The sequence below is a fragment of the Roseateles sp. GW821-FHT09H11 genome, from assembly GCF_059415845.1.
Map to the genome: position 1 here is coordinate 554,006 of NZ_JBWKOA010000002.1, position 21,915 is coordinate 575,920.

Annotated in this window: 19 protein-coding genes; 14 read left to right on the forward strand and 5 right to left on the reverse strand. The window is 66.1% G+C overall.

Going from position 1 to position 21,915, the window contains the following annotated elements; all coding sequences use genetic code 11:
- Positions 1–12: 12 nt before the first annotated feature.
- From carB to AC07PR_RS09625, 3 genes are all read left to right on the forward strand, one after another.
- Entirely contained in the window at positions 13–3,279 is a 3,267-nt protein-coding gene (carB, locus tag AC07PR_RS09615) for a carbamoyl-phosphate synthase large subunit (RefSeq protein ID WP_495135132.1), read from the forward strand.
- A gap of 84 nt (positions 3,280–3,363) precedes the next feature.
- A complete protein-coding gene (gene greA, locus AC07PR_RS09620; RefSeq protein ID WP_088406621.1) occupies positions 3,364–3,843 on the forward strand; it encodes a transcription elongation factor GreA in 480 nt (159 codons plus the stop codon).
- A gap of 11 nt (positions 3,844–3,854) precedes the next feature.
- On the forward strand, positions 3,855–4,292 hold the full coding sequence (locus AC07PR_RS09625; RefSeq protein ID WP_495135133.1) for a DUF4149 domain-containing protein: 438 nt from the start codon (positions 3,855–3,857) through the stop codon (positions 4,290–4,292).
- Between the two features lie 84 nt (positions 4,293–4,376).
- On the opposite strand, the gene yhbY is transcribed toward AC07PR_RS09625, so the two are convergent.
- Entirely contained in the window at positions 4,377–4,856 is a 480-nt protein-coding gene (gene yhbY, locus AC07PR_RS09630) for a ribosome assembly RNA-binding protein YhbY (protein WP_377154049.1), read from the reverse strand.
- 18 nt (positions 4,857–4,874) lie between these two features.
- Here yhbY and AC07PR_RS09635 point away from each other — a divergent pair, with 18 nt between their 5' ends.
- The 11 genes from AC07PR_RS09635 to phoR all read left to right on the forward strand — a co-directional run bounded on the left by AC07PR_RS09635 (position 4,875) and on the right by phoR (position 17,470).
- Positions 4,875–5,549 (forward strand): RlmE family RNA methyltransferase, encoded by a 675-nt coding sequence (locus tag AC07PR_RS09635; RefSeq protein ID WP_377161868.1) that lies wholly within the window; start codon positions 4,875–4,877, stop codon positions 5,547–5,549.
- 286 nt (positions 5,550–5,835) lie between these two features.
- Positions 5,836–7,740 carry an ATP-dependent zinc metalloprotease FtsH gene (gene ftsH / locus AC07PR_RS09640; protein WP_377154051.1) on the forward strand — a complete coding sequence of 635 codons (1,905 nt, stop codon included), beginning with the start codon at positions 5,836–5,838 and terminating at the stop codon, positions 7,738–7,740.
- 204 nt (positions 7,741–7,944) lie between these two features.
- Positions 7,945–8,793, forward strand: a complete 849-nt coding sequence (folP, locus tag AC07PR_RS09645) for a dihydropteroate synthase (protein WP_377161870.1) — start codon at positions 7,945–7,947, stop codon at positions 8,791–8,793.
- Positions 8,794–8,928: 135 nt separating this feature from the next.
- Positions 8,929–10,266 (forward strand): phosphoglucosamine mutase, encoded by a 1,338-nt coding sequence (gene glmM / locus AC07PR_RS09650; protein WP_483106918.1) that lies wholly within the window; start codon positions 8,929–8,931, stop codon positions 10,264–10,266.
- 380 nt (positions 10,267–10,646) lie between these two features.
- Positions 10,647–11,681 carry a phosphate ABC transporter substrate-binding protein PstS gene (gene pstS, locus AC07PR_RS09655; RefSeq protein WP_377154053.1) on the forward strand — a complete coding sequence of 345 codons (1,035 nt, stop codon included), beginning with the start codon at positions 10,647–10,649 and terminating at the stop codon, positions 11,679–11,681.
- A 187-nt stretch (positions 11,682–11,868) separates the two neighbouring features.
- Positions 11,869–12,888, forward strand: a complete 1,020-nt coding sequence (gene pstC, locus AC07PR_RS09660; protein WP_431104190.1) for a phosphate ABC transporter permease subunit PstC — start codon at positions 11,869–11,871, stop codon at positions 12,886–12,888.
- Positions 12,885–13,745: a phosphate ABC transporter permease PstA gene (gene pstA, locus AC07PR_RS09665; RefSeq protein ID WP_377154057.1), complete on the forward strand. Its 861-nt coding sequence runs from the start codon at positions 12,885–12,887 to the stop codon at positions 13,743–13,745. Before pstC ends, pstA begins: the two co-directional genes overlap by 4 nt.
- Before the next feature lie 40 nt (positions 13,746–13,785).
- Complete coding sequence (gene pstB / locus AC07PR_RS09670) at positions 13,786–14,571, forward strand: phosphate ABC transporter ATP-binding protein PstB (protein WP_067270340.1); 786 nt, start codon at positions 13,786–13,788, stop codon at positions 14,569–14,571.
- Between the two features lie 19 nt (positions 14,572–14,590).
- A complete protein-coding gene (phoU, locus tag AC07PR_RS09675; RefSeq protein ID WP_067270342.1) occupies positions 14,591–15,298 on the forward strand; it encodes a phosphate signaling complex protein PhoU in 708 nt (235 codons plus the stop codon).
- Between the two features lie 77 nt (positions 15,299–15,375).
- On the forward strand, positions 15,376–16,080 hold the full coding sequence (gene phoB / locus AC07PR_RS09680) for a phosphate regulon transcriptional regulator PhoB (protein WP_067270346.1): 705 nt from the start codon (positions 15,376–15,378) through the stop codon (positions 16,078–16,080).
- A 10-nt stretch (positions 16,081–16,090) separates the two neighbouring features.
- The gene (gene phoR / locus AC07PR_RS09685) at positions 16,091–17,470 is read left to right on the forward strand and encodes a phosphate regulon sensor histidine kinase PhoR (protein ID WP_483106916.1); all 1,380 of its coding nucleotides are present in this window, start codon (positions 16,091–16,093) and stop codon (positions 17,468–17,470) included.
- Between the two features lie 208 nt (positions 17,471–17,678).
- Here phoR and AC07PR_RS09690 read toward each other — a convergent pair whose 3' ends face one another.
- The 4 genes from AC07PR_RS09690 to trxA all read right to left on the reverse strand — a co-directional run bounded on the left by AC07PR_RS09690 (position 17,679) and on the right by trxA (position 21,806).
- Positions 17,679–19,328, reverse strand: a complete 1,650-nt coding sequence (locus AC07PR_RS09690) for a hypothetical protein (protein WP_495135134.1) — start codon at positions 19,326–19,328, stop codon at positions 17,679–17,681.
- A gap of 245 nt (positions 19,329–19,573) precedes the next feature.
- The gene (locus AC07PR_RS09695; protein WP_431104186.1) at positions 19,574–19,837 is read right to left on the reverse strand and encodes a type B 50S ribosomal protein L31; all 264 of its coding nucleotides are present in this window, start codon (positions 19,835–19,837) and stop codon (positions 19,574–19,576) included.
- 139 nt (positions 19,838–19,976) lie between these two features.
- A complete protein-coding gene (rho, locus tag AC07PR_RS09700) occupies positions 19,977–21,239 on the reverse strand; it encodes a transcription termination factor Rho (RefSeq protein WP_067270357.1) in 1,263 nt (420 codons plus the stop codon).
- 237 nt (positions 21,240–21,476) lie between these two features.
- The gene (trxA, locus tag AC07PR_RS09705; RefSeq protein WP_088406647.1) at positions 21,477–21,806 is read right to left on the reverse strand and encodes a thioredoxin TrxA; all 330 of its coding nucleotides are present in this window, start codon (positions 21,804–21,806) and stop codon (positions 21,477–21,479) included.
- Positions 21,807–21,915: the final 109 nt, after the last annotated feature.

Below are 21,915 nucleotides of genomic sequence, written 5' to 3' on the forward strand. Positions count from 1 at the left end.
GGGAGACGACTCATGCCCAAGCGTTCTGATATCAAAAGCATCCTCATCATCGGCGCCGGTCCGATCATCATCGGTCAGGCCTGCGAGTTCGACTACTCGGGCGCCCAGGCCTGCAAGGCGCTGCGCGAGGAGGGCTACAAGGTCATCCTGGTGAACAGCAACCCGGCGACGATCATGACGGACCCGGACACCGCGGACGTCACCTACATCGAGCCGATCACCTGGCAGGTGGTCGAGAAGATCATCGCCAAGGAGCGCCCCGACGCGATCCTGCCGACGATGGGCGGCCAGACCGCGCTGAACTGCGCGCTGGACCTGCACAAGCACGGCGTGCTGGGCAAGTACAAGGTCGAGATGATCGGCGCCAACGAGCACGCGATCGAGAAGGCCGAGGACCGTCTGAAGTTCAAGGACGCGATGACCAAGATCGGGCTGGGGTCGGCCCGCTCGGGCATCGCGCATTCGCTGGAAGAGGCCTGGTCGGTGCAGAAGCGCATCCATGCCGAGATCGGCGGCGACGGCTTCCCGATGGTGATCCGTCCCAGCTTCACGCTGGGCGGCACCGGTGGCGGCATCGCCTACAACCCGGAGGAGTTCGAGGAGATCTGCAAGCGCGGCCTCGACCTCTCGCCGACGAACGAGCTGCTCATCGAGGAGTCGCTGATCGGCTGGAAGGAGTACGAGATGGAAGTGGTCCGCGACAAGGCGGACAACTGCATCATCGTGTGCTCGATCGAGAACCTGGATCCGATGGGCATCCACACCGGCGACTCGATCACGGTGGCCCCGGCGCAGACGCTGACCGACAAGGAATACCAGCTGCTGCGCAACGCCTCGATCGCGATCCTGCGCGAGATCGGCGTCGACACCGGCGGCTCCAACGTGCAGTTCTCGATCAACCCGGTCGACGGCCGCATGGTCGTGATCGAGATGAACCCGCGCGTGTCGCGTTCGTCGGCGCTGGCCTCGAAGGCCACGGGCTTCCCGATCGCCAAGATCGCCGCGAAGCTGGCCGTCGGCTACACGCTCGACGAGCTGAAGAACGACATCACCGGTGGCATCACGCCGGCCTCGTTCGAGCCGAGCATCGACTACGTCGTCACCAAGATCCCGCGTTTCGCCTTCGAGAAGTTCCCGATGGCCGACTCGCGCCTGACGACGCAGATGAAGTCGGTGGGCGAAGTGATGGCCATGGGCCGCAACTTCCAGGAGTCCTTCCAGAAGGCGCTGCGCGGACTGGAGACCGGCATCGACGGCCTGTCCGAGATCAGCGCCGACCGCGAGGAGATCGTGCAGGAGATCGGCGAGCCCGGTCCGTCGCGCATCCTGTTCCTGGGCGATGCCTTCCGCATCGGCATGACGCTGGACGAAGTCTTCGAGGAAACGAAGATCGATCCGTGGTTCCTCGCCCAGATCGAGCAGCTGATCAAGATCGAGCTGTCGCTGGCCGGCCGCACGCTGGCTTCGCTGAGCGTCGACGAGCTGCGCCTGCTGAAGAAGAAGGGCTTCTCGGACAAGCGTCTGGCCAAGCTGCTGGGCACCAACCAGCACGAGGTGCGCAAGACGCGTCACGCGCTGAACGTGCGCCCGGTCTACAAGCGCGTCGACACCTGCGCCGCGGAGTTTGCGACGCAGACGGCCTACATGTACTCCACGTACGACGAGGAGTGCGAGGCCAACCCGACCGACAAGAAGAAGATCATGGTGCTGGGCGGCGGTCCGAACCGCATCGGCCAGGGCATCGAGTTCGACTACTGCTGCGTCCATGCGGCCCTCGCGATGCGCGAGGACGGCTACGAGACCATCATGGTCAACTGCAATCCCGAGACGGTCTCGACCGACTACGACACCTCGGACCGCCTGTACTTCGAGCCGGTGACGCTCGAGGACGTGCTGGAGATCGTGGCCAAGGAGAAGCCGGTCGGCGTGATCGTGCAGTACGGCGGCCAGACGCCGCTGAAGCTGGCGCTGGACCTCGAGGCCAACGGCGTGCCGATCATCGGCACCTCGCCGGACTCGATCGACATGGCCGAGGACCGCGAGCGCTTCCAGAAGCTGCTGCATGAGCTGGGCCTGAAGCAGCCGCCCAACCGCACGGCGCGCAATGAAGACCAGGCCGTCGCGCTGGCCAACGAGATCGGCTATCCGCTGGTCGTGCGCCCGAGCTACGTGCTGGGCGGCCGCGCGATGGAGATCGTCCACGGCGACAAGGACCTCGAGCGCTACATGCGCGAGGCCGTGCGCGTCAGCGAGAAGTCGCCGGTGCTGCTGGACCGCTTCCTGGAGGACGCGGTCGAGGTCGACGTCGACTGCATCTGCGACGGCACCGACACGATGATGGGCGGCATCATGGAGCACATCGAGGCGGCGGGCATCCACTCGGGCGACTCGGCCTGCTCGCTGCCGCCGTACACGCTGTCCAAGGAGCTGCAGGACGAACTGCGCCGCCAGACCGCGGAGATGGCCAAGGCGTTGAAGGTCGTCGGCCTGATGAACGTGCAGTTCGCGATCCAGGGCGACGTGACCAAGGGCTTGTCCGAGAACACGGTCTACGTGCTCGAAGTGAACCCGCGCGCGTCCCGCACGGTGCCGTTCGTGTCCAAGGCGACCAGCCAGCCGCTGGCCAAGATCGCCGCGCGCTGCATGGCCGGTGTCAAACTCAAGGATCAGAAGGCCGCCGGCGGCAAGCCGCCGGTCGAGATCCAGCCGCCGTACTTCAGCGTCAAGGAAGCCGTCTTCCCGTTCAACAAGTTCCCCGGCGTGGACCCGATCCTCAGCCCGGAAATGCGGTCGACCGGCGAAGTCATGGGCGCCGGCCGGACCTTCGGCGAAGCGATGCTGAAGAGCCAGCTGGGCGCGGGCTCGCGCCTGCCGCGCCAGGGCAACGTCCTGATCACCGTCAAGAACAACGACAAGGATCGTGCCGTCGCATTGGCGCGTGATCTGGCGGCGCTGGGCTTCGGCGTGGTGGCCACCAAGGGCACGGCGGCCGCGATCGAGGCGGCGGGCGTTCCGGTGCGCGTGGTCAACAAGGTCAAGGACGGCCGCCCGCACATCGTCGACATGATCAAGGGCGGGGACATCCAGCTGGTGTTCACGACCGTCGACGAGACGCGCACGGCGATCGCCGACAGCCGCCACATCCGTCAGGCGGCGCTGGCCAACCGGGTGACCTACTACACGACGATGGCCGGCTGCGAGGCCGCCGTCGAAGGCATGAAGCACAAGGACGGCCTGCTGGTGCAATCGCTGCAGGAACTGCACGCCGAACTGCATTAAACTGCCTCATCCCATTCCGCCGCCGCTGCTCAGCGATCCTGAGCGGCAGCGGCGGTTTGTTTTGTTACTCAAGGTTCTAGAGACATGGCCACGACGATCCCACTGACCAAGCGCGGCGCTGAGAAGCTCAAGGAAGAACTGCATCGGCTGAAGACGGTCGAGCGGCATGCCGTGATCAACGCCATCTCGGAAGCCCGTGCGCAGGGCGACCTGTCGGAAAACGCCGAGTACGAAGCCGCCAAGGACAAGCAGGGCTTCATCGAAGGCCGCATCCTGGAGATCGAAGGCAAGCTGTCGTCGGCGCAGGTGATCGATCCGTCGTCGGTGAATGCCGGCGGCAAGGTGGTGTTCGGCACCACGGTCGACCTTGAAGAGGAAGAGTCCGGCAACGAGGTCACCTACCAGATCGTCGGCGACGACGAAGCCGACCTGAAGCAGGGCCTGATCTCGATCAGCTCCCCGATCGCGCGCGCGCTGATCGGCAAGGAAGCCGGCGACGTCGCGGAAGTGGTGGCGCCCGGCGGCATCAAGCGCTACGAGATCGTCGACGTCCGCTACATCTGAAGCGCTGAGCCATGCTGCTGCGGATCCGCGCGCTGCTCGCCGCGCTGTGGGCCGGCGAACTGCTGACGGTCGCCCTGCTCGCGGCCCCGAACGCGTTCGCGACCCTTGAGCGGGCCGTGGCCGGCAAGTACGTCGCACGGCTGTTCGAGATGGATGCCCGAGTGGCGCTCGCCGCTGGCGTATTGCTGATCCTCATGGAGCGGCGGCTGCACCGCGACGGCGCGGTCCGCGGGTCGGCGATGAGCCCGGATTTCTGGCTGCCCCTGGTGGCCATCGGATGCACCGCCGCCGGCTTCTATGCGTTGCAGCCGCTGATGGAAGCCGCGCGGCAAGGGCAGGGGAGCTGGACCTTCCTGCAGTTGCATGCGATGTCGCTGGTTCTCTTCGGGGTGAGAACCCTCGCGGTCCTGGTGCTGGCCTGGCGGGTGAACGGGGCGACGTCCCGCTGAGCACTCAGATTCGAACGGCGAGGACAAAGAGAAAGACGGCCCGTGGGCCGTCTTGTCGTTGGCGCCCTGGCGCCGTCTCGGGCATCAGCCCTGGCTGGACTTCTTGACGCTGGTCTGGCGCGGCTTCTTGGCGCGCTTGACCTCACCGCCCTGGGTGACGCGCTGGTTGCCCAGGACGGTGACCTTCTTGATCTGCGGACGGTTGTTGCCGCTTTTCGAGAACTTCACGATCTTGACGACCTTGGGGGCCGAACGGGCGTCTTCCTTGGCGGCGGCCTTTTCCTTCTCGGGCATCGGGCGCCACAGGACGAGCAGCTTGCCGATGTGCTGGATGGGCGCGGCGTCGAGTTCCTCGGCCAGCGTGGCGAGGATGGCTTCGCGACCGTCGCGGTCGTCCGACATGACGCGCACCTTGATCAGGCCGTGGGCCTTCAGCGCGTTGTCGACCTCCTTGGTGACGGCGGCCGTCAGGCCATCGCCGCCTATCATCACCACGGGGTCGAGGTGATGAGCGTCGGCGCGTTTTTCCTTGCGCTGGGCAGGGGTCAATTGAATAGCAGGCATCTGCTTATTATCCGTGCAATGAAAGTCGATACCAAAAGCAAGAAGGTGAACAAGGCGTGGTTGAACAACCACGTCAACGATCCCTACGTCAAATTGGCCCAGAAAGAGGGCTACCGCTCGCGCGCGGCCTACAAGCTCAAGGAAATCGACGAGGAATTCCAGCTGATCCGCCCCGGGCAGGTGGTGGTCGATCTCGGCGCATCGCCAGGCGCGTGGAGTCAGTACCTGCGCCGCCGTTTCGCGCCCAAGGAGGCGGGCGCCGGCGGCGCCGCGGTGGGTGAGCTGAACGGCCGCATCATCGCGCTGGACCTCCTGGAGTGCGAGCCGATCGAAGGCGTGGAGTTCCTCCAGGGCGATTTCCGCGAGGACGAGGTCTTGGCCCAGCTCGAGGCGATGCTCGACGGAAAGAAGGTGGATCTTGTGGTCTCGGACATGGCGCCCAACCTGTCCGGCATCGAAAGCACCGACGCGGCGCGCATGGAGCATCTGATCGAACTGGCGCTGGACTTTTCCCAACAACACCTGAAGCCCGAAGGTGCGCTCGTTGCCAAGGTGTTCCACGGCAGCGGTTATGACCAGCTCGTGCATGCCTTCCGTGCGCAGTTCAAGCGGGTGAAGACCGCCAAGCCCAAGGCCTCCCGGGAAAGATCGGCCGAGAATTTCCTGGTCGGCATCGGATTGAAGAAGGTCTGAAACGGCTTGAAATGGGTCTGTGGACCCTGCCAAAAAGGCAGGAGACAAACGCCAGGATGAGCCGGAAAGCGGCTGGATGCGACTGAAAGCGCGATGAGGCGTCAAAGTCGGGGGCGCTTCGAGCGGTTGGTCGGCGTTGCCCGTGGCAATATCTATCGTCGTGTATGGGAATGCCAATCAGGTCTGGGGACTTGACTGGCCTAGAATCCGCCCCATATGCCGTGAAAGTCCGCTGCCCGAGGCTGTATCGGTGGGCGTGCGGTGATGGAATGACAAAGGAGTCGCGGTGAACAATCAGTGGTTCTCGAAGGTGGCTGTATGGATGGTGATCGCCTTGGTGCTGTTCACTGTCTTCAAGCAGTTCGATCGCAGCGCAACCCAGGGTACCCAGACCGTTTACTCGGAGTTCCTCGAAGAGGTCCGTGCCAAGCGCGTCAAGCAGGTCATCCTGCAGGAGACCCCCGCCGGCACCGAGATCCAGGCGACGACCAGTGACGGCAACAAGCTGCGCACGACCGCCCCGTTCATGGATCGCGGCCTGATCGGTGACCTGATCAACAACGGCGTCAAGTTCGACGCGAAGCCGCGGGAAGAGCCCTCGGTGCTGATGAACATCCTGCTCAGCTGGGGCCCGATGCTCCTGCTGATTGCCGTGTGGGTGTACTTCATGCGCCAGATGCAGGGCGGCGGCAAGGGGGGCGCGTTCAGCTTCGGCAAGTCGAAGGCGCGCATGCTCGACGAGGCCAACAACACCACGACCTTCGCCGACGTCGCCGGATGCGACGAGGCCAAGGAAGAGGTCAAGGAGCTGGTCGACTTCCTGAAGGACCCGCAGAAATTCCAGAAGCTCGGCGGCCGGATCCCGCGCGGCGTGCTGCTGGTCGGCCCTCCGGGGACCGGCAAGACGCTGCTGGCCAAGGCCATCGCCGGCGAGGCGAAGGTCCCGTTCTTCACGATCTCCGGTTCCGACTTCGTCGAGATGTTCGTCGGCGTGGGCGCGGCCCGTGTGCGCGACATGTTCGAGCAGGCCAAGAAGAGTGCGCCTTGCATCATCTTCGTCGATGAAATCGATGCGGTCGGTCGCCATCGCGGTGCCGGCCTGGGCGGCGGCAACGACGAGCGCGAGCAGACCCTCAACCAGATGCTGGTGGAGATGGACGGCTTCGACACCAACCTCGGCGTCATCGTGATGGCCGCGACCAACCGTCCGGACATCCTGGATCCGGCACTGCTGCGTCCGGGACGTTTCGACCGTCAGGTCTACGTGACGCTGCCCGATGTGCGCGGCCGCGAGCAGATCCTGAACGTGCACATGCGCAAGGTCCCGGTCGGCCAGGACGTGCGCGCCGACATCCTGGCGCGTGGCACCCCGGGCTTCTCCGGTGCCGATCTGGCCAACCTCGTCAACGAGGCTGCATTGTTCGCTGCCCGCCGCAACGGCCGCGTGGTCGACATGCAGGACTTCGAGAAGGCCAAGGACAAGATCATGATGGGCCCCGAGCGGAAGTCCATGGTCATGCCCGAGGAAGAGCGCAAGAACACCGCGTACCACGAAGCCGGCCATGCACTGGTGGCGCGCCTGCTGCCCAAGACGGATCCGGTGCACAAGGTGACGGTGATCCCGCGTGGTCGCGCGCTGGGCGTGACGATGCAGCTGCCCGAAGGCGACCGCTACAGCATGGACAAGGACCGCATGCTGTCGACGATCTCCGTGCTGTTCGGCGGCCGGATTGCTGAAGAAGTCTTCATGAACCAGATGACGACCGGCGCCAGCAACGACTTCGAACGCGCCACGGCCATCGCCCGCGACATGGTCACCCGCTACGGCATGACCGACGAGCTGGGCCCGATGGTCTACGCCGACAACGAAGGGGAAGTCTTCCTGGGCCGTTCGGTCACGAAGACGACCAACATGTCGGAAGAGACGATGCGCAAGGTCGATCAGGAGATCCGCAAGATCATCGACGAGCAGTACACGATTGCCCGCGACCTGATTGAAGGCAACAAGGACAAGATGCACGCGATGGCGACGGCGCTGCTCGAATGGGAAACCATCGACGCCGACCAGATCAACGACATCATGGAAGGCCGTCCGCCGCGTCCGCCGAAAGACTGGACGCCGCCGGCCAACAAGCCGGACAGCGGTGGTACCCCGGCGGTCACCACGGGCAGCGCTCCGGCAGCCGCCTGATCGACAGGGCGTCAGATGACCCGCAAGGGTCTCTGATTCCTGATGGATCCCCGAAGGGCCGGTCTCGCGACCGGCCCTTCTGCTTTTGCGATCTAGCCCGAGCTGAAGCACAGGCGCTTCCGGGCTTGCGTCATACTTGCCGTCTGGCGAGGCAGTCCCTGGCGCAATCGAGCGCGCGGCCGCGCCCTCGACACTCACCCGTCCATGACTTCTCCCTCGATCTGGCAGACCACGCGCTTCGACCTCGATTTGGCAGAGCGGCCGTTGGTGATGGGCATCGTCAACGTGACGCCCGATTCCTTCTCGGACGGCGGGCAACATGCCGACGCGCTGAGCGCGATCAATTTCTGCGAGCGGCTGCTCGGCGAGGGCGTCGACATCCTCGATCTGGGCGGCGAATCGACGCGCCCCGGGGCGCCGCGACTCGATGCCGACGAGGAGTGGAAACGACTGGAGCCAGTGCTGCGGGCCGCGCTGAACTTCGGCGTCCCGGTGTCGGTCGACACCTGCAAGACCGAGGTGATGCGCCGTGCGCTGGACCTGGGCGTCGACATCATCAACGACGTGCAGGCCCTGCGCGACGAAGGCGCCGACAGGCTGCTGGCCGAGCACGGCAGCGCCGGCATCTGTCTGATGCACATGCGGGGCCAGCCCGCAGGCATGCAGCAGCTGACCGAATACGACGACGTTGTCCTCGAGGTGGCCGATTTCCTGCGCGAGCGGATGCGGCATCTGGTCGATATCGGCGTCGCGGCCGAGCGGATCACGCTGGATCCGGGTTACGGCTTCGCCAAGACCGTGGATCAGAACCTTGAACTGCAGCGGCGTCAGCGCGAATTGCTCGCGCTGGGACGACCTCTGCTGATCGGCTGGTCGCGCAAGTCGACGCTCGGGGCCGTGACCGGCAAGGCCGTCGATGAACGCATGCCGGCCAGCGTCGGTGCGGCGCTGGCATCGGTGGCCCTGGGCGCGCGCGTGGTACGCGTGCACGACGTCGGGCCGACCGTCGACGCGCTCAAGGTCTGGCAAGCCTTCGGCGCATCGCAGGGCTGACCTCCGTCCAGGCAGGACCGTCGAGCGCTCCAGCACTCCCCCGATCGGGTGCCCCAAGGTGGGCGAGCAGCGACCACCTCGGCATCGGCGACAATCCGCGGATTCAAGATCGAGAAGTCGCAGGAGATCGCCTCAATGAGCCGGAAGTATTTCGGAACCGACGGTATTCGCGGAACCGTGGGCCGCACCCCCATCACCCCTGACTTCATGTTGAGGCTGGGCCATGCGGTGGGTCGCGTGCTCAAGCGCAGTTATGCCAAGCCCAGCGTGCTGATCGGCAAGGACACCCGCATCTCCGGCTACATGCTCGAGTCCGCGCTGGAAGCCGGCTTCGCGTCCGCTGGCGTCAACGTGCTGCTGACCGGCCCGCTGCCGACGCCCGGCGTCGCCTACCTCACCCGTGCATTGCGCCAGCACCTGGGCGTGGTGATCTCGGCATCGCACAACCCGTTCGCGGACAACGGCATCAAGTTCTTCTCGTCCAAGGGCGAGAAGCTGCCTGACGCCTGGGAGCTGGACGTCGAGGCCGTGCTGGACGAGCCGCCGGTCTGGGTCGATTCCGCCAGCCTGGGGCGTGCCCGCCGCCTGGACGACGCACAAGGCCGCTACATCGAGTTCTGCAAGGCCAGCTTCAGCAGCGACCTCAGCCTGCGCGGCATGAAGCTGGTGATCGACGCGGCGCACGGCGCGGCCTACCAGGTGGCGCCGTCGGTGTTCCATGAGCTGGGGGCCGAGATCATCACGATCGGCAACAAGCCCGACGGCTACAACATCAACGACAAGGTGGGCGCCACGGCACCGCAGGCGCTGGTCGCCGCGGTCAAGGAGCACCAGGCCGATTACGGCATCGCGCTCGACGGCGATGCCGACCGCCTGCAGATGGTCGACGGCGAAGGGCGGCTCTACAACGGTGACGAGCTGCTCTATGTGATGGTCGCGGACCGGCTGGCTCGCGGTGAGCGCGTTCCCGGCGCGGTCGGCACGCTGATGACGAACATGGCGGTCGAACTGGCTTTGCGCCAGCGGGACGTCGAATTCGTCCGCGCCAAGGTCGGCGATCGCTACGTGCTGGAGGAACTGGCCGCCCGCGGCTGGCAACTGGGCGGGGAGGGCTCGGGTCATCTGCTGTCGCTGGATCGGCACACGACCGGCGACGGCATCGTGAGCAGCCTGCTGGTCCTCGAAGCGGTCTGCCGCAGTGGCCGCCGCCTGGCGGACCTGCTGGACGGTGTCACGCTGTTCCCGCAGACGCTGATCAATGTCCGCCTGCAGGCGGACCACCAGGACTGGAAGAGCAACCCTGCGCTGGCCCGCGTCGAAGCCGAAGTCACGGCCGAGTTGGGCGACCGGGGGCGGGTCTTGATCCGCAAGTCGGGCACCGAACCGCTGCTGCGGGTCATGGTCGAGGCCAGCGACGCCGACCTGGCGCAGCGCTGCGCCGAACGCCTGGCGGACGCCATCCGCGGCGGCTGAGCCCCTCCACCTCCAGCAAAAAAGAAGGGCCGCCGGCGCGGGAGCGTCGGCGGCCCAATTTGCATTGGTCGGGTCGCGTCGAGCGCGACTCTTGAGGAGCGGGGCGGGCAGATCCTTTCGCCTCATCCCCGTCGCCGTGGCGCCGTCATGAGGTCCGGAGGGTTTTCCCGCACGTCCCGAAGGCTAGAGATCGAAGATGACAGCGGGGTGAATCGAATATGACAATGATCGATCGACGACCGCCGAAGTGCCGTTTCTCCTCTGGGCGCTGTACGTAACGACATTTTTCCGGATCCTGGGTGGCGTCACGGATGTGTCACATTGAGGTCATAGCATCCGCTCCGTTCGCCAACCAACCCAAGCGATAGGACTGAATGATCATGAATCAACTGCGTGCTGGCCTGCTGTTCGCCGCGTGCGCCGCGATGTTCTCCGCGGCCCATGCTCAAGAGGTGACCGGTGCGGGTGCTTCGTTCCCGGCCCCCGTGTACGCGAAGTGGGCTGATGCCTACAACAAGGCCACCGGCGTCCGCATCAACTATCAATCGGTCGGTTCCGGCGCCGGCATCAAGCAGATCCAGGCCAAGACCGTCGACTTCGGCGCGTCCGACGCCCCCCTGAAGGACGACCAACTGGCCAAGGACGGCCTGGTCCAGTTCCCCACCGTGATCGGCGGCGTGGTGCCGGTGATCAACGTCAAGGGCATTGCCGCGGGCCAGCTCAAGCTGGACGGCAAGGTCCTGGGCGACATCTACCTGGGCAAGGTCACGAAGTGGAATGACCCGGCCATCGCCGCCCTGAACTCGGGCGTCGCGCTGCCGGACGCCGCCATCGCCGTGGTCCGCCGCGCCGACGGTTCGGGCACCAGCTTCCTGTTCACGAACTACCTGTCCAAGGTCAACGCCGATTGGAAGGACAAGGTCGGTGAAGGCACGGCCGTGAACTGGCCCACCGGCGCGGGCGGCAAGGGCAACGAAGGCGTGTCGGCCTTCGTGACGCGCCTGCCGAACTCGATCGGCTACGTCGAATACGCCTACGCCAAGCAGAACAAGATGACCTACGTGCTGCTGAAGAACGCCAGCGGCGCCTTCGTCAGCCCGAGCGACGACGCCTTCAAGGCAGCCGCGGCCGGTGCCAAGTGGGAGCAGTCGTTCTACCAGGTGCTGACCGAGCAGGCCGGCAAGGACAGCTGGCCCATCACCGGCGCCACCTTCATCCTGATGCACGCCGCCCAGGACAAGCCGGCCCAGGCCGCCGCGTCGCTGAAGTTCTTCGACTGGGCCTACACCCAGGGCGACAAGATCGCCGACGAACTGGACTACGTCCCCCTGCCGGCGGCCGTGAAGGACCTGGTCCGCAAGCAATGGACCGGCCAGGTGAAGGACACCGCCGGCAAGGCGGTCAGCTTCAAGTGATCGTCGTCTGACGAATCGGCCCGGTGCTCCTGTTGCGGGACACCGGGCTTTCGTTCAAGACGAATTGAGGCGCGAAGGTGCAAGGGCGCCAGAAGAAGATCTCGACAGAGACATCGTGACGGACGCGTCGGACCGGCCGGAGGAGGCGGGCGGCGCGCCAGATTCCAAACATTTCAGCGGAGGCCCCGTGGCCGCAATACTTCCAGCCAATTCCCTCGATCGAGGCCAGGAGCGCGCCAAGCCGGACGGACGTCCGCCGCAGCGCCGCCGCGTCGCTCCCTGGGCCGACACCGTGTTCTCGCTGCTGACGCATGCCGCGGCCTGGATCACGCTGGCGCTGCTGGTCGGCATCATCGGCTCGCTGCTGGTGGGCGCCGCGCCCGCGATCAAGCAGTTCGGCCTGGGCTTCCTCGTGTCCACGGACTGGGATCCGGTGCAGGAGAAGTTCGGCGGACTCGTGATGATCTACGGCACGCTGATGACCTCGTTCATCGCGCTGCTGATCGCCGTCCCGGTCAGCTTCGGCATCGCGCTGTTCCTGACGGAACTGGCCCCGGGCTGGCTGCGCCGCCCGCTGGGCATCGCGATCGAGCTGCTGGCCGCCGTGCCGTCCATCGTCTACGGCATGTGGGGCCTGTTCGTGTTCGGCCCGCTGCTGGCCACCTACGTCCAGGCGCCGCTGCAGAGCCTGCTCGGCGGCGTGCCGGTCCTGGGCGGACTGGTCTCGGGCCCGCCGGTGGGTCTGGGCATCCTCTCGGCCGGCATCATCCTGGCCATCATGATCATCCCGTTCATCGCCTCGGTGATGCGTGACGTCTTCGAGGTCACCCCCGCGATGCTCAAGGAGTCCGCCTACGGCCTGGGCTCCACCACCTGGGAGGTGGTCTGGAAAGTCGTGCTGCCGTACACCAAGACCGGTGTGATCGGCGGCATCATGCTGGGCCTGGGTCGCGCGCTGGGCGAGACCATGGCGGTCACCTTCGTGATCGGCAACATGAACCAGCTGAGTTCGCTGTCGCTGTTCGAGGCCGCCAACACGATCACCTCGGTGCTGGCCAACGAATTCGGCGAATCCGGTCCCGGCAGCCTGCATCAGGCCTCGCTGCTGTACCTGGCCCTGGTCCTGTTCTTCATCACCTTCGTGGTGCTGGCGTTCTCCAAGGTCCTGCTCAACAAGCTCAAGAAGAACGAAGGAGCCCGCACATGAGCGCCACCACCGCCGACCGCATGGCGATGTACCACAAGCGCCGCCGGGTCAACATCATCGCGCTGACGCTGTCGCTCGCGGCGATGTCGATGGGCCTGGTCTGGCTGATCTGGATCCTCTTCGAAACCATCACGCAGGGCATCGGCGGCCTGAACTGGGCCACCTTCACCCAGATGACGCCGCCGCCGAACACCGACGACGGCGGCCTGGCCAACGCGATCTTCGGGTCCGCGCTGATGGTGGCCCTGGCCACCCTCGTGGGCACGCCCATCGGGGTGCTGGCGGGGGTCTACCTGGCCGAGTACGGCCAGAAGACCTGGCTGGGCAGCTGCGTGCGCTTCATCAACGACATCCTGCTGTCGGCCCCGTCGATCGTGATCGGCCTGTTCGTGTACAGCCTGATCGTGCTGCGGTTCAAGGGCTTCTCGGGTTGGGCCGGCGTGATGGCGCTGGCGCTGATCGTGATCCCGGTGGTGATCCGTACGACGGAGAACATGCTGAACCTGGTGCCGAGCGCATTGCGCGAGGCCGCCTATGCGCTCGGCACGCCGAAGTGGAAGGTCATCATGACGGTGACGCTGAAGGCCGCCCGCGCCGGTGTCCTGACCGGCGTGCTGCTGGCCCTGGCCCGCGTCTCCGGCGAGACCGCGCCGCTGCTGCTGACGGCGTTCAACAACCGCTTCTGGTCGACCAACCTGTCGGGTCCGATGGCCAACCTGCCGAAGGTGATCTTCGACTTCGCCATGAGCCCGTACCAGAACTGGCAGAAACTGGCCTGGGCGGCGGTGTTCATCATCACCATCGGCGTGCTGCTCCTGAACATCCTCGCGCGCTTCGCCTTCAAGCAGAAGCATTGATCCGAACCCGGTCCACGAATCCAACGAATCGAGAAACAACATGGACGTCAAAGTCGACATGCCGGTGACCGAGAAGGCGAAGCTCTCGGTGAAGAACCTGAACTTCTACTACGGCAGCTTCCACGCGCTGAAGAACATCAACCTGGACATCCCCGAGAACAAGGTGACCGCGTTCATCGGCCCGTCGGGCTGCGGCAAGTCCACGCTGCTGCGCACGCTGAACCGCATGTTCCAGCTCTATCCGGAACAGCGCGCCGAAGGCCAGATCCTGCTGGACGGCGAGGACATCCTCACCAGCAAGGAAGACGTGTCGCTGATCCGCGCCAAGGTCGGCATGGTGTTCCAGAAGCCGACGCCGTTCCCGATGTCGATCTACGACAACATCGCCTTCGGCGTGCGGCTGTTCGAGACGCTGTCGCGCGTCGAGATGGACGAGCGCGTCGAATGGGCGCTGAAGAAGGCCGCGCTGTGGAACGAGGTCAAGGACAAGCTCAACCAGAGCGGTTCGGGCCTGTCGGGCGGCCAGCAGCAGCGCCTGTGCATCGCGCGCGGCATCGCGATCAAGCCGGAAGTCCTGCTGCTGGACGAGCCGTGCTCGGCGCTGGACCCGATCTCGACCGGCAAGATCGAGGAGCTGATCCACGAGCTCAAGCACGACTACACCGTCGCGATCGTGACCCACAACATGCAGCAGGCGGCGCGCTGCTCGGACTACACGGCCTACATGTACCTGGGCGACCTGATCGAATTCGGACCGACCGCGGAGCTCTTCATGAAGCCCAAGCGCAAGGACACCGAAGACTACATCACGGGTCGTTTCGGCTGATCAACAGGGAGCACACACCATGACCGACAAGCATCTCTCTACCCAATTCGACGCCGAGCTGAGCGGCATCTCCACGCGCGTCCTCGAGATGGGCGGCCTGGTCGAATCGCAGGTGGCGCAGGCCGTCGAGGCGCTGGGCAGCTTCAGCGGCGACATCGCCAGCCACGTGCTCAAGCAGGAAGAGATCGTCAACACGATGGAGATCGAGATCGATCGCGACCTGTCGACGATCATCGCCCGCCGCCAGCCGACCGCGCGCGACCTGCGCCTGCTGATCGCCGTGTCCAAGACGATCGCCAACCTCGAGCGCGTCGGCGACGAGGCGGCCCGCATCGCCCGCACCGTGCAGCGCCTGATCAACACCGGCGTGTCGAGCCGGCTGCGCCTGCCGATGTCGGACCTCTCGTACGAGGCGGAGCTGGCCACCGCGCAGCTGCGCAAGGCGCTGGACGCGTTCGCGCGCCTGGACGTCGATCGCGCGCTGGAAGTGCTGAAGGCCGACGACCAGATCGACAAGGAGTTCGACGGCCTGATGCGCAAGCTCATCACCTACATGATGGAAGACCCGCGCACCATCTCGTCGTCGATCGACCTGGTGTTCGTCGCCAAGGCGATCGAGCGCGTCGGCGATCACGCCAAGAACCTGGCCGAAGTCATCATCTACGTGGTCAAGGGCACCGACGTCCGCCACAACTCGCCGGACGCCGTCGAGAACATGGTGCGCTGAGCACCGACAAGCGATCACCCGTCCGGCCCGCCCGCCACGGGCACGCCGGCGGGACCCAATAAGAGGAGTTACCCCGCATGAGTCGCATCCTGGTCGTCGAGGACGAATCCGCCATCGCCGAGCTGATCTCCATCAACCTGCGCCACGCCGGTTACGAGGTCACATTGGCCGGCAATGCCGAACAGGCCCAGCTGGAAGTGGACCGCGTGCTGCCCGATCTGGTCGTGCTCGACTGGATGCTGCCGGGCCAGACGGGCCTGGCGCTGGCGCGCCAGTGGCGCGGCGCCACCCGCACCCGCGAGCTGCCCATCATCCTGCTGACGGCGCGCGCGGAAGAGGTCGACAAGGTGTCCGGCCTGGACGCCGGCGCGGACGACTACCTGACCAAGCCGTTCTCGACGAACGAACTGCTGGCGCGCATCCGCGCGGTGCTGCGCCGCAAGGCGCCCGAGGCGCTGGACACGGCCGTCGAGGTCGGCGGCCTGGTGCTCGATCCCGGCACGCGCCGCGTCAGCCGCGAAGGCGTCGAGGTGAAGCTCGGTCCGACCGAGTTCCGCCTGCTGCACTTCTTCATGACGCATCCGGAGCGCGTGCACAGCCGCTCGCAGCTGCTGGACCGTGTCTGGGGCGACCATGTGTTCATCGAGGAACGCACCGTGGACGTCCACGTCAAGCGCCTGCGCGAGGCGCTCGAGAAGGTCAGTTGCGCGCGCATGATCGAAACGGTCCGTGGCGCCGGCTACCGGCTGACCCAGCAGAGCAGCAGCGCCCTGTCGGCCTGAGGGCGCATCCATGGCATGGATGTTCTCTCGCGTCCTGATGCTGGTGCTGGGCACCAGCGTCGCGGGCGGCCTGGGGTACTGGTTGGGCGAGTGGACGGGGATGCCGCATCTGGCCGCGGCGCTGGCCGCGGCGACGGCCGTCATCCTGATGGCGGTCTGGGACGCGGCCCGGGCGCACCGGCTCGTGCACTGGCTGCGCGGCGATCAGGACGACGATGCGCCGCGCCTCGGCGGCCTGTGGGGCGAGATGGCCTACCGCGTCGAGCGCGGCCTGCGCGACCGCGAGCGCCGTTATGAGCGCGAACGCCAGCAGCTCGAGCAGTTCCTGCTCGCGATCGAGGCTTCGCCCAACGGCGTGATCCTGCTCGACGGGCAGGACCACATCCAGTGGTGCAACGTCGTGGCGGGCGATCATTTCTCGCTGGATCCGCAACGCGACAAGCTGCAGCGCATCACCAACCTGGTCCGTTATCCGGCCTTCGTGTCCTATCTGCAGAACGGCAACTTCCAGCAGCCGCTGACACTGACCAACACCCGCGCGAAGTCGACGCTGCAGGTGCTGGTCCGCGATTACGGCGTCGGCGGGGAGTCGCGCAAACTGGTCCTGTCGCTGGACGTCACCGACCGCGAACGCAATGAAGCGATGCGGCGCGATTTCGTCGCGAATGTCTCGCATGAGATCCGCACGCCGCTGACGGTGCTGGCGGGCTTCATCGAGACGATGGCCAGCCTGCAGTTGACCGAGGCCGAGCGTAAGCGGGTGCTGCATCTGATGCAGCAGCAGACGACGCGGATGCAGACGCTGGTCGGCGACCTGCTGACGCTGGCGCAACTCGAGGGCAGTCCGCGGCCGGGCGCGGATCACTGGATCTCGCTGGATCCGCTGTTGCAGCGCGTCGGCGCGGACGCGCAGGCGCTGTCGAACGGGCGGCACGAGCTCGTCTGCGAACGTCATACGGGCGTCGAGCTCGCGGGCGTCGAGACGGAAATCCTCAGCGCGATCGCCAACCTGGTGAGCAACGCGGTGCGCTACACCCCCGAGGGCGGGCGCATCGAACTGCAGTGGCGATGGCTGCCGGACAACGGCGGCGAGATCTCGGTCATCGACAACGGGCCCGGCATCGCGCGCGAACACCTGCCGCGACTGACCGAGCGCTTCTATCGCGTCGATGGCAGCCGCTCGCGGGACACCGGCGGCACCGGTCTGGGACTGTCGATCGTCAAGCACGTCGTGCAGCGCCATGGCGGTGAGCTGCGCATCGAGAGCGAGCCCGGGAAGGGCTCCAGGTTCAGGTTGCTGTTCCCGGCGGCGCGTGTGCGTCTCGTCGATGCGTCGGCCATGGGCGATGAAGCGGCGCCGGCCGCACTGGCGGGGGGCGACGATCTCTGAGGTCGCTTTTGAGCGTCCACGAAAGAATGGCTCCGCTCGGAGCCATTCTGCTTTCGGGAGGTCGGCGCGCTTGGCCGCGGATGCATGGGGCCCGGACGGCAAGCGTCCAAACCCCATGCATCCCCGTCCCCGAACCACCGAGGACTTTCACGGTCTGGGACCGAGGGATGGCTCGATGTTGGATCGAGGACTGCGCGCGGGGCGCTGATCAGCGATCCTTCTGCATGATCAGGTAGGTGCCGAAACGGTCGGTCGGGCGGCGGACCACGCCGAGTACGCGCCAGCCGCTCGGCGGCATCGGGGTGCTCTCCGCCTGCACGGTGATCGCAAGGGGGCAGGTCGTGCGGTCGAGGCCCTGTGTCGCGTCGACCTTCCAGTGGCCTTGGAACTCCAGGGCCGCCAAGGCATGGGTCGGAAGGCCGGGAGCGGCGATGCACTCGACGTTCGCCGGCACATGCGCGGCGATGCGGTCGATCAGCGGCTTGTTGCTGCGCGCGTAGTTCAGCGTGTGCAGTCCCAGTGTCATCGCCAGCAGCCAGGCCAGCGCCACGCCGCCGGCCGGCAGCGCGAGGCTCTTCCAGAGCGCGTGACGGTGTCGCGCAGTGCGCCAGCGCACCAGCCACAGCCAGGCCAGCGTGCCCAGCACGGCCACCACGAAGGTCAGCAGGCTGAACTGCGGCTCGTAGCCCTGCGCCAGCTTGCGGACGTTGGCAAGGAGCTTCGCCGGCCAGCCGATCTGCAGGGCCATGTAGTACAGCCACAGGAAGATGGCGCCGACGGTGAAGAAGAAGACCGAGAACCAGTCGAGGAGGGCACTCGCGCTGCGCTGGAAGGTCGGCAGCGCGAAGCTGGCCAGCACCGCGAGCGGCGGCAGTGCGAGCAGCATCGCGCGGTCGTCGGCCCCCATCAGCAGGCTGGTCAGCAAGGGCACCAGCGAGGCCAGCAGCGGCACCGACAGGTGGCGGCGCATCAGGTGGGCGCGCCAGCGCCACAGCGACCAGGCCGCCAGGGGCCAGGCCGGCCAGCAGAACCAGCCCAGGAGCCGCAACCAGTCCAGTACGCTGCGTTCGCTGGCCTTCACGCGCCAGGCCCAGCCGTGCATCGGCCATGCGACCAGCGCGGCCAGCACCATCGCGGCGAGGATCCAGGGCAGGAACTTGCGGGCGTCCTCGTAGGTGGAACGGAAGCACAGCCACAGGGCGCCGACGGCCAGCGCCAGCGCGACGACGGGCGCGCCGCTGGTGGCGAGCACCGGCAGCGCCACGAGCATCGCCGTGCGGGCCTTCCAGGCCCGGAAGGGCAGCGCCGCAAGGCTGTAGACGAACAGCGTGATGCCGAGCAGCTGGAGGATCTCCGGCGTGATCTCATGCCCCAGGCGCAGCAGCCCCAGGCTGGCGATCAGCGCGAGCAGGCAGCCGTCGGCCATGGCGCGGGCGTAGTCGACCGCGTGGGCCTCGCCGCCGAAGGCGAAGGCCACCGGTTGCGCGGCCTCGGTGCGCGCCAGGTGCAGGCAGCTGTACCAGGCCAGCGCCAGCACGGCGGCCAGCATCAGTCCGAAGGGGATGCGCGCCGCGACGGAGGGATCGAGGAAGGGCAGCAACTTGACGCCGAGCGCGCCGACCCAGTACGGCAGGAGGCCGCCATCCGCGGGCAGGCCGGCGATCGCGGGCTGCAGCCACGGGGCGTGGCCTTGCGCGATGCTGGCGATGAAGCCGAAGGCGGTGAGGTCGGCATTGCGCCAGGGATCGCGGCCGAACAGGCCGGGCAGCACGTAGGCGGCGCACAGCAGCAGCAGGGCCCAGCGCGGGATCGGGTGCGTGCTGCGCTCGGCCACGACGGCCGGGGTGGGCAGATTCATGCGCGTCTGTCTCGTTGTCGTTGTGGATGCCGGTGCGCATCATGCCGCAGCTTCGCCGGGCTCAGGACGAGTCTCCTGACACCCTGCGGTAAAGGCGGGGCGAAGCCATGTCCCGGGACGCGACGACGTATCGCGCCCCTCAGTCCGGCGTGGCGGAGGCGGGCTCCGGAGCGGCCATGAAAAAAGGCAGCCGGTGGGGCTGCCTTTTTGCGGTGACCGGATCAGATCCGGTCGGGGAGGGCCGATCAGGCCTTCTTGCGCAGGTTCGCAAACTTGTTGCGGAACTTCTCGACGCGACCGCCCAGGCTGTCGACGCTCTTCTGGGTGCCCGTGTAGAACGGGTGGGATTCGCTGGAGGTTTCCAGCTTGACCAGCGGCAGTTCGCGGCCGTCGTCCAGCTTGATCGATTCCTTCGTCTGCACCGTCGAGCGGATCACGAACTGGGAACCATTGGACTGGTCCAGGAAGACCACGTCGCGATAGTTGGGGTGAATGCCTTCTTTGGCCATTTGAAAATCCTCGCTGCAGTGCCGCCAGCCACACTGCCCCTTGCAGCGCACTTGTCGACAGCGGAAAAACGCGGAGTATAGCTGAAATGAGAGAAGCCGCCCAGGGGCGGCTTCCGTGAAGTCCGGAGACCGGGCTGAATCAGCCCCCGCGTCTCATCATGTCGAAGAAATCGTGGTTGTTCTTCGAGGACTTCATCTTGTCGAGGATGAACTCCATCGCCTCGATCTCGTCCATCGGGTACAGCAGCTTGCGCAGGATCCAGGCCTTCTGGAGGATCTCGGGCTTGAGCAGCAGCTCCTCGCGGCGGGTGCCCGACTTGTTCAGCAGGATCGACGGATAGACGCGCTTCTCGGCCATGCGACGGTCCAGATGGATTTCGCAGTTGCCGGTGCCCTTGAACTCTTCGTAGATCACCTCGTCCATCTTGGAGCCGGTGTCCACCAGCGCGGTGCCGATGATGGTCAGCGAGCCGCCTTCCTCGATGTTGCGCGCGGCGCCGAAGAAGCGCTTGGGGCGCTGCAGCGCGTTCGCGTCCACACCACCGGTCAGCACCTTGCCGGAGCTGGGCAGCACGTTGTTGTAGGCGCGGGCCAGGCGGGTGATCGAGTCCAGCAGGATGATCACGTCCTTGCGCAGTTCCACCAGGCGCTTGGCGCGCTCGATGACCATTTCCGCGACCTGCACGTGGCGCGCGGCCGGTTCGTCGAAGGTGGAGCTGATGACCTCGCCGCGCACGGTGCGCTGCATCTCGGTCACTTCCTCGGGGCGTTCGTCCACCAGCAGCACCATCAGGTGGGCGTCGGGATAGTTGGCCGCGATCGAGTGCGCCAGATGCTGCATCATCATCGTCTTGCCCGACTTGGGCGGGGCGACGAGCAGCGCGCGCTGGCCTTTGCCCAGCGGGGCGATCAGGTCGATGATCCGGCTGGTGATGTTGTCGTCGCCGCGGATGTCGCGTTCGAGCTTGAACTGCTCCTTCGGGAAGAGCGGCGTCAAGTTCTCGAACATGATCTTGTGCTTGGACTCCTCCGGCGTCAGGCCGTTGACGCGGTCCACCTTGACCAGCGCGAAGTAGCGCTCGCCGTCCTTGGGCACGCGCACTTCGCCTTCGACCATGTCGCCGGTGTGCAGGTTGAAGCGGCGGATCTGGCTGGGCGACAGGTAGATGTCGTCCGTCGAGGCCATGTAGCTGGCCTCGGGCGAGCGCAGGAAGCCGAAGCCGTCTGGAAGGACTTCCAGCACGCCGTCGCCGAACACCTGCTCGCCGGCCTTGGCGCGCTTTTTCATGATCGCGAACATCAGCTCCTGCTTGCGCAGGCGGGCGACGTTGTCGATCTCCAGCTCTTCGCCCATCTGGATCAGGGCGGAGACGTGAAGCGCCTTCAGTTCAGAAAGATGCATGGGGGGTTTGACCCGGTCTGTCGTCCAGGGCCTGCCAAGGCCAGAGACACAAACAACGGCGAGCCCAAGGGACGCGCATCCGCGTTGCGGCGGACTTGAGGAAAGCGTGGAGACTTGGGCGCCGAGTCCACGCGCTCACCCGGAAGATCGACGGCGTCCGGAAGACGCCGTTGGGCCCGGGAGGGCGTGGTGGCAAGTTGTTCGCCAGGACCGCTTGGGCCCCGGCGAATGGAATCATTATAGGTTGGCGTCGAGGAAGGACGTCAACTGGGCCTTGGACAACGCGCCGACCTTGGTCGCGGCGAGCTGGCCGCCCTTGAACAGCATCAGGGTCGGGATGCCGCGGATGCCGAACTTGGCGGGCACTTCGCGGTTGTCGTCGACGTTCAGCTTGGCGATCTGCAGGCGGTCGCCGTAGTCCTTGGCGACTTCGTCCAGGATGGGGGCGATCATCTTGCAGGGGCCGCACCACTCGGCCCAGTAGTCGACCAGCACGGGTTTGTCGGACTGGATGACGTCGCTGTCGAACGAGGCGTCGGAGATGTGTTTGATCTGTTCGCTGCTCATGGGAATGGTCCTTGCGTGATGTCCCTGCCGGGCGGATGCCACGGACGGGCGGCCAGCCGGGCGACAATGTGTACCGCCTCGGGGGCCCCAGGGTTGCAGGGTGAGACGA